Origin of the sequence: Coprococcus intestinihominis, from assembly GCF_040096555.1 — a bacterium.
Classification (GTDB): Bacteria; Bacillota; Clostridia; order Lachnospirales; family Lachnospiraceae; genus Coprococcus_A; species Coprococcus_A intestinihominis.
On the sequence record NZ_JBBMEK010000141.1, the window covers coordinates 1 to 8,443 of the forward strand.

Here is an 8,443-nt window from a genome sequence, read left to right on the forward strand (position 1 = left end):
TTGATTTTTCGAATTTTCTTGCCTCCGGCAATGGTGGTTGTTGTCGGTTGTGGTGAGTTAGATGCAATTGCATTTTTGACAGCTTCTGCTTCCTCTTCGCTTAATGGCAGTTCACATTCACCGCGTACGATGTCCTTGATATATGTATAAGAACCTTCACGGCTATGGATACAGTTCATAACAAAACCAGTATTGCTGTCATTGAGAAGTGCATAGGAAAAACTTAATTGACCGCCTAATTCCTTAAATGCATCATATTTAACAACGCCGCATTTCTGATAGGAACGGTTTAAACTCTTTTCTACATACATCATGCGTTTATGAAGTAAGTCTGTCTGCTCTTTTACAAGATCAATATCATCAAATTGTGCTTTGAAGGTATCCTCAAGGGTTTTTCCATTTTTACCTTTCATAAAGATTTTATAATTCATTTCAAGTCGTGACTGTCTTAAGACAAGCATAATGACAAGTACAATTGCCACAACAGTCAGGATAAGTGAAAGTATAACTAATATGCCCGGATCAAAATTTAATTTGGCAAAGATTTTACTTTCCATTTTTACCTCCTTGTTAGTTTAAGTATTATTTAATTGTTTCTAATAAAGAAACAATTCTTTCAAGATCCTCTTCAGAGTAATATTCTATTTCAATGCGGCCTTTTTTATTGCTTTTTGCATTAATCTGAACTTTTGTACCAATGATTGACTTGATTTTATCCTCTAACTGATGATAGATAATGGCTGTCTGTGGGTCAATACCGGCTGCCTTCTTATTTTTCTTGTCAGCAAGCATGTTTTTGATTAAGCGTTCTGTTTCTCGTACGCTTAATTTGTTGTCAAATATTTTCATGGCCAGTGTATATTGCAGTTCAGGGTCTGTAATAGCCAGTAATGCACGGCCATGCCCGCTTGAAATCATTTCGTCAACGATCATTTGTTTAACTCTGTTGTCCAGTTTTAACAGACGCAGAGAATTTGTTACAGCAGTTCGACTCTTGGATACTTTTTCGGCTGCTTCTTCCTGCTTTAAACCGTATTCATCAATTAATTTCTGGAAGGCAATGGCTTCCTCAATTGGATTCAGGTCTTCACGCTGAAGATTCTCAATCAATGCAATCTCCATACTCTCCATTGGCGTGTAATCCTTAATAATAACGGGGATTTCTGTGAGTCCGGCCAATCTGGCTGCACGCCAGCGTCTTTCGCCGGCGATAATCGTGTAGAAATCATCTTTCTTCTGTACAATCAGCGGCTGGATGATGCCGTGGAGTTTGATGGAATCGGCTAATTCCTGAAGTGCATCCTCGTCAAAATTTTGTCGGGGCTGACTTCTGTTTGGCTCTATTTCATCAATTTTAACAAGTGTTTCTGCATTTTTCTCAATGACTTTTTCAACAATTTTCTCGACAGGTACTTCAACAATTTTCTCAACGACCTTTTCAACAGGCACTTCAACGATTTTCTCAACAATATTGGAAGAATGGGTCGCATCTTTCTGAGTTGACTTTAAATCCGCTTCAGTCTTTGAAGATGTGGATTGCAATTCGGATTTTTTAGGTGCAGTTGCCTCGGAATGTGTTGTCAGTGATGTTGTTGGGGAGATAAGAGCATCCAGCCCGCGCCCGAGCCCTTTTTTCTTCTTTACAGCCATTCGTTTTCATCCTCTTTCTCAATTACTTCTTCTGCAAGGTATCTATATGCTTCAGCACCGGCAGATCGGGAATCGTACATATTGATTGGCATTCCGTAACTTGGTGCTTCTGCAAGTCGTACATTTCTAGGAATAATGGTTTTATAAATATTCTTGTCCAGATTTTCCTTGACATTCTCAACAACCTGTAGAGAAAGGTTTGTTCTGGCATCATACATCGTGAAAACAACGCCTTCTATTTCAAGCTTCGGATTCAATCGTTCCTTAATTAAATCAATGGTATGTATTAACTGAGATAAACCTTCAAGGGCATAGTATTCACATTGGATCGGAACAATAACAGAATCCGCTGCAGCCATAGCATTGATTGTAAGAAGATTCAAAGATGGCGGGCAGTCAATGATAATATAGTCATAGTCACTTCTAATCATATCCAGTTTGGATTTCAGAAGGTATTCTTTGTTTTCAAATCCTATCAATTCAATCTCGGCACCGGACAAATTGATGTTGGATGGAATAACAGACAGATCCTCCATAACGCTTGGATAGATGCATTCAGAAAGTTCAGACTCATCCAGAATCAGTTCGTAGACGGTGTTTTCTGCCTGGTTTTTGTCTACGCCTAACCCACTTGTTGTATTCCCCTGAGGATCCATGTCTAAAGTTAATACTTTTTTGTTCTTTTCTGCCAGACATGCAGACAAATTGATAGCTGTTGTTGTTTTTCCTACGCCACCTTTTTGGTTTGCGACAGCAATAATTCTGCTCATAAATCCTCCTTATATTACTCTGTTTTATTATCCGGATTAAAATTCCCGGATTAATCATTGCTCTAATAACGCTCATTAAATTATAACATTTCTTATAAAAATAATCTACCTATATTATCAATGTTTCACGTGAAACATTTGTGAAAAACATATAAAAATAGTATATTTCATGTTTCACGTGAAACATTTGGAATACAAGCAGGAGAGATGAGGATGTTTCACATGAAAAATCCTACGCAAATTCGGAAGGCTAAGGCGACTACTATTATACAAATAGAAAAGCCAATGTTTCACGTGAAACATTGGCTTTGTTTGTACCAGAATCAAGATTCTGTAAAACAACGGTTCAAAATCACACAGTTGCGGATTACATTTGTTCAGGACACTGAATACCAAGTAATGATAAAGCGTCTTTGATGATGTAACGTGCAATCTTTACAACATTGGTTCTTGTATATTTGGTTGTCTCGTCCTCAACGTTGATTTGGCACTCATGATAGAATTTATTAAATGCATGAGCTAAATCAATGCTGTATCGAGCAATAACTGAAGGCTCATAACGTTCAGCTGCATCTTTGATCACCTGAGGATATCTTTCAATTTCCTTTAAGAGACCGATAGATGCTTCGTCGGTTAATAATGTATAGTCAATTGTATCAGGTACTTCGCCGATCTTTCTCAGTACACTTGAAGCACGTGCATAAGTATACTGAACATAAGGACCTGTCTCACCATCAAAATTCAGCAGCTTGTTCCAGTCAAATATGACATCCTTGATTCGCTGGTTGTATAAATCATTGAAGATAATAGCACCGATACCAACCTGTTTGGCAACTTCTTCCTTATCAGGAATATCAGGGTTCTTCTCTTCAATAATGCTTGTTGTCTTATTAATTGATTCACGAAGCAGATCTTCTGCAAAAATAACATTACCTTTACGTGAAGAAATCTTACCGCTCTTAAGGCTTACGAGACCATAAGGAATATGCACAAGATTCTTGGCGTAATCATTGCCCATTAATTCAATAACCTTGAATACCTGTGCAAAATGCAGTTTCTGTTCAAGACCTGTGACATAGAGACATCGGTCAAAGTTGTAAGTTGCCTTACGATAAAGAATAGCAGCAAGATCTCGTGTCGCGTAGATGGAACTTCCGTCTTTCTTGGCAACAATACAAGGTGGCATATCATATTCGTCCAGAGGAACAATCATAGCACCCTGGCTTTCCTTTAATAAGCCATCATCTGTTAGGCGCTTGATAACATCGGCTGTCTTGTCGCGATAAAAACTTTCACCGGCAAAGGAATCAAATTCCATACCTAAGATGTTGTAAACACGCATAAATTCCTTTAAGCTGATATCACGGAACCACTGCCAGATTTCAAGGGCTTCTTCGTCACCCTGTTCCATCTTCAGGAACCAGGCACGTGCTTCATCATTCAGTGAATCATCCTTTTCAGCCTCTTCGTGGAATTTGACATAGATATCCATTAATTCTTCAATACCTTTTTCTTCAACGGCTTCACGACTGCCCCATTTCTTGTAGGCAACAATTAATTTGCCGAACTGAGTGCCCCAGTCGCCGAGATGATTGATACGAACGACTTTATAACCGAGCTTGGAGAAAATCTTATACAGAGAATTACCGATGATAGTTGTTCTCAGATGGCCAACGTGGAAATTCTTAGCAACGTTAGGTGAAGAGTAGTCGATACAGATTGTCTTGTCCTTACCCTGATCAGAACAGCCATAATCAGTTGCGTTGTTATACTTATCGATAATCTGCTGTGCATACTGTGCTTTATCGACATAAAAGTTGAGGTAACCGCCTACAACCTTGATTTCACTTAAAAATGTCTGATCACCAATGGACTCTTTCAGGTCCTGTGCGATCATAGGAGGCGCCTTGTGATAGGATTTGGCAAGACGGAAACATGGAAATGCAAAATCACCCATTTCCGGTTTTGGTGGAATTTCAATAAGCTGTGAGATTTCTTCGCTGGTCAGAACTTCGATGTTCTGAGACAGTAAATTGACAATTTGATTCTTCATTAAAAACACCTTTCTATACTAAAAGATAGCTTAAACTTATAAAATGTTAGCTAGCGATAACAAATAACAAAAAAGAACATAATTGAACAGAAAATAAGCTGAAAAGCGGTAGATCTGCTGATTGTATAAGATGTTCTCTATTGTTTTTAACATATGTTCTATTATTTTACAATAGATTTGAAAAAATATCCACACTTTTTCAAGATGATATAAAGGCAAATTACGGAAAGCAAGCTATGATAGAGACTTGTAAATATTGCAAACATGACATATAATAATAGTACTTGACAGAAAGGAGCGGATAGTGTGAAAGAAAGCAGAAAAAAGCTTCTTAAAGGGATCGTAACTGCAGCTGCTGCGGCAGGTGCTGTTTATGGTATGAACCGCCTTGTTTTTTTCCTGTCAACGATGAAGGATTTGTTGACATCAAAAGAAAAGTCTTATTATAACTGGCGGTTTGGTGATATATATTATGCAAGAAAAGGTGAAGGACGCCCTGTTTTGCTGTTGCATCAGCTGAGTGCTTCGGGGTCAGATTGTGAATGGCAGTCGATGATTGATGAACTGGCGGAGAATCATACGGTTTATACGATTGATCTTCCGGGATGCGGCCGATCACAGAAAGAGAAGATGGTCTATACCAATTATCTGTATGTGCAGGCAGTGAATGATTTTGTTAAGCATGTGATCAAGACAAAGACGGATATTATTACAAGCGGGGATACGTCGTCGATTGCAGTGATGGCCTGTCACAGTGAGCCTTCATTATATGGTCGTTTTATTTTTATTAATCCTGAATCCTTGGATCATATGATCAGGACACCGGGACCACAGCAGAAGTGCCTGAGTTATCTGCTGCAGCTGCCGTTAGTTGGTACGCTGTATTATGTTCTGGCGAATTCCAGATGGAAGGTTAAGAGAGATTTTAGGACGAAATATTATTATAATGGAGACAGGATTGAACCAGGCATGGAAGATATGTTTTATGAAGCGGCCCATCTGGGCGGATTTGCAGCGCGCTTTGCATATGCCAGCCAGGTTGGATACTATACGAGAATCAATGTTGTGTATGCATTGAAGCAAATTGATCACAGCATGTATATTATCGGCGGAGAAGCCATGGAGGGTATGGATGATACGATTGCAGGGTATACGCATTTTAATCCTGCAATAGAGGCTGTTCGGATGGAGGGCACAAAGGGAATGCCGCATATGGAGAAGCCGGTTGAAACTGCAGATTTATGTAAACTGTATTTGGAACGCTGATGCGAAGCGGACAGTGAGAATAGAGGAGAGGAAAAGGGTTGTCGGCTCATGACATGACGCGGCAGCCCTTTTTATCTATATTGAAACAATAGTCCTGCTTTTGCGGAGGGTGAGGCAGAGAGTGAAAAAACTGGCTGGAGATTGAATAAAATGTGCAAAAATAGTGAAATAGAAAGAAATGATGAACAGCCATTGCTTGAGAGACTTGAGGCGTATGGGCGCACAGATGTCTATCCGTTTCATATGCCGGGGCATAAGCGGCGCCTGGGTCCAAAAGAGATGGGACATTTATATGAGATGGATATTACGGAAATTGATGGATTTGACAATCTGCATGAACCGGAAGGTATCTTAAAAGACGCACAGCTATTTGCGGCGGAGCTGTATCATTCGGAAGAGACAGCGTTTATTGTCAATGGCAGCACAGCGGGGCTTCTTGCAGCGATTGCCGGAATATGCCGGGATGGCGGAGAAATTCTTGCAGCTAGGAACTGTCATAAGGCGGTATATCACGCCATTGAGCTGCATCATTTGAAACCTTATTATATTTATCCTCCAATAAATACAAAATACGGGATAAACGAAGGAATTTATCCACAAGATGTTGAAAAAATGTGGATAACTCACCAAAATATCCAGGCAATTGTGATTACATCTCCAACATATGATGGTGTGGTATCAGATATTGAGGCAATCTGTGAGATTGCACACAGGCATCGTGTACCGGTGATTGTGGATGAGGCACATGGTGCACATTTTTGTTTTTCAGATTATTTTCCCAAAAGTGCAGTGGCATGCGGTGCGGATGTGGTTATCCAGAGCACGCATAAGACGCTGCCTGCAATGACACAGACGGCTTTAATCCATTTGAATGGGGATTTGATCGATAGAGAAAGAATCAGAAGAATGCTGACCATTTACCAGACCAGCAGTCCGTCATATATTTTGATGGGGAGTATTGATGGCTGTCTGCACATGCTGTCAGAAAATGGTGAAATGTTATATAAGGCATACACAGAACGACTGCAGAAACTGAGAAATGCCATTCATGAGCAATGCCGTTGGATTAAGCTTCCTGAGTACGAAGAGCTGGACGCTGCATGTTCAAAGGATTATGACAAGTCAAAAATAGTTTTGTCGGTGAGAAATACAGGCATGACAGGCAGACAATTTCATGAGATACTGTTACATGATTACCATCTTCAGATGGAAATGGTTTCAGCAGAATATGTGCTTGCCATGACGGCGGTGGGAGACTCAGAAGAAGGCTATGAGCGGCTTCTTCATGCGCTGGTGGAGACAGATGCGAAGATCAATGCGATGCTTGCACAAAACGAAGCCAAAAAGGATGCTTTGGATGAAGAGGAGAAGCTGCATGACTGGGCGAAACTTCCGGTTGTCAGTCAGAAAATGACCATTTACGATGCAGAACAAAGAAAAAAGATTTTGTGCAGGCTGGATGATGCTGCAGGCAAAATTGCAGCGGACTATATTTATCTGTATCCGCCGGGGATTCCGATTGTAACGCCGGGGGAGATGATTACAGGGGCGGTCATTGGTACGATTCATTGGTGGCTGTCAGATGGACTGCATGTCAGCGGCGTGTATGAGGAACGGGATGTTCGGATTATTTGCTGAGAATCGTTTGCCGGGAATTGGGTGGAACGCTGCCTGATGACAGAAAATAGATAAATAATAAGGAAAATGCCAATAGAAAGAGAAATGATATGGGAAAGTTATTTTGCCTGATAGGGAAAAGTGCATCGGGAAAAGATGCTATCTTCAGATATTTGAGGGATAATAAGGAGCTGGGCCTGAAAGAAATTGTGCCGTACACCACCAGACCAATGAGAAAAGGGGAAGAAAACGGCGTTGGGTACTATTTTGTTGATCAGGCCGCTTATGAAAAAATGTGTCAGAACGGAAAAGTCATTGAAAGCAGGACCTATGAGACAATAAACGGACCGTGGCATTATTTTACGGTGGATGACGGACAGATTCGTCTGGACAGGGATAATGCGATTTTGATCGGTACGCTGGAAGTGTATAATCAGATGAAACGGTATTTCGGGGAAGAACAGGTTGTGCCCCTTTATATTGAAGTGGAAGACGGTCTGCGTTTAGAACGTGCCCTTGCCAGAGAAAGGATGCAGGATGTGCCGAATTATGCTGAGTTATGTCGGCGTTATCTGGCAGATCGACAGGATTTTTCGGAGGAAAAAATTGCTGAAGCGGGCATTTTAAAACGCTACGAAAATATTGATTTTGATGCATGCTGCCGGGAGATTGTCCGTACTGTGAAGATATTTTGAAAGAATAAATGAATAAAAATTCACAGTGTAAAAAAGCATCAATTGTACAAAAAATAGTGAATATATGTTATACTGTTGATAGAGGTGATATGTATGACAGGTTTCGGCGATATTATCGGACATGAACAGATTATTGAACATTTCAGGAGTGCACTTAAGAATCATCAGGTCTCTCACGCTTATATATTAAACGGTGAGAACGGTTCAGGAAAGAATATGCTGGCGAAAGCTTTTGCGAAGGCGCTGGTGTGTGAGGCAGGATATGGTGATTCATGTAATATGTGTCGGGCGTGCCATCAGTTTGACAGCGGCAATCACCCGGATGTGAAATGGATTACCCATGAGAAAGCGAACAGCATCGGTGTAGATGAAGTTCGTGAACAGATTAATAA

At 40.4% G+C, this 8,443-nt stretch carries 8 protein-coding genes; 4 read left to right on the forward strand and 4 right to left on the reverse strand.

What is annotated here, in order from left to right; genetic code table 11:
* From WMO25_RS11090 to argS, 4 genes are all read right to left on the reverse strand, one after another.
* Nucleotides 1–557, reverse strand: a 557-nt coding sequence (locus tag WMO25_RS11090; RefSeq protein ID WP_349085368.1) for a DUF4446 family protein, incomplete at its 3' end; no start/stop codon positions are given.
* Nucleotides 558–582: 25 nt separating this feature from the next.
* Complete coding sequence (locus WMO25_RS11095) at nucleotides 583–1,650, reverse strand: ParB/RepB/Spo0J family partition protein (protein WP_349085369.1); 1,068 nt, start codon at nucleotides 1,648–1,650, stop codon at nucleotides 583–585.
* Nucleotides 1,641–2,420 (reverse strand): ParA family protein, encoded by a 780-nt coding sequence (locus WMO25_RS11100; RefSeq protein ID WP_349085371.1) that lies wholly within the window; start codon nucleotides 2,418–2,420, stop codon nucleotides 1,641–1,643. Before WMO25_RS11100 ends, WMO25_RS11095 begins: the two co-directional genes overlap by 10 nt.
* A 367-nt stretch (nucleotides 2,421–2,787) precedes the next feature.
* Nucleotides 2,788–4,473: an arginine--tRNA ligase gene (gene argS, locus WMO25_RS11105; RefSeq protein WP_349085373.1), complete on the reverse strand. Its 1,686-nt coding sequence runs from the start codon at nucleotides 4,471–4,473 to the stop codon at nucleotides 2,788–2,790.
* A 306-nt stretch (nucleotides 4,474–4,779) separates the two neighbouring features.
* Here argS and WMO25_RS11110 point away from each other — a divergent pair, with 306 nt between their 5' ends.
* The 4 genes from WMO25_RS11110 to WMO25_RS11125 all read left to right on the forward strand — a co-directional run.
* The gene (locus WMO25_RS11110) at nucleotides 4,780–5,739 is read left to right on the forward strand and encodes an alpha/beta fold hydrolase (protein WP_117539773.1); all 960 of its coding nucleotides are present in this window, start codon (nucleotides 4,780–4,782) and stop codon (nucleotides 5,737–5,739) included.
* Between the two features lie 150 nt (nucleotides 5,740–5,889).
* On the forward strand, nucleotides 5,890–7,377 hold the full coding sequence (locus tag WMO25_RS11115) for an aminotransferase class I/II-fold pyridoxal phosphate-dependent enzyme (protein WP_349085374.1): 1,488 nt from the start codon (nucleotides 5,890–5,892) through the stop codon (nucleotides 7,375–7,377).
* A gap of 89 nt (nucleotides 7,378–7,466) precedes the next feature.
* Nucleotides 7,467–8,051 (forward strand): nucleoside/nucleotide kinase family protein, encoded by a 585-nt coding sequence (locus WMO25_RS11120; RefSeq protein ID WP_349085375.1) that lies wholly within the window; start codon nucleotides 7,467–7,469, stop codon nucleotides 8,049–8,051.
* A gap of 93 nt (nucleotides 8,052–8,144) precedes the next feature.
* The coding region (locus WMO25_RS11125; RefSeq protein WP_494337439.1) for a DNA polymerase III delta subunit-related protein at nucleotides 8,145–8,443 on the forward strand (299 nt) is incomplete at its 3' end.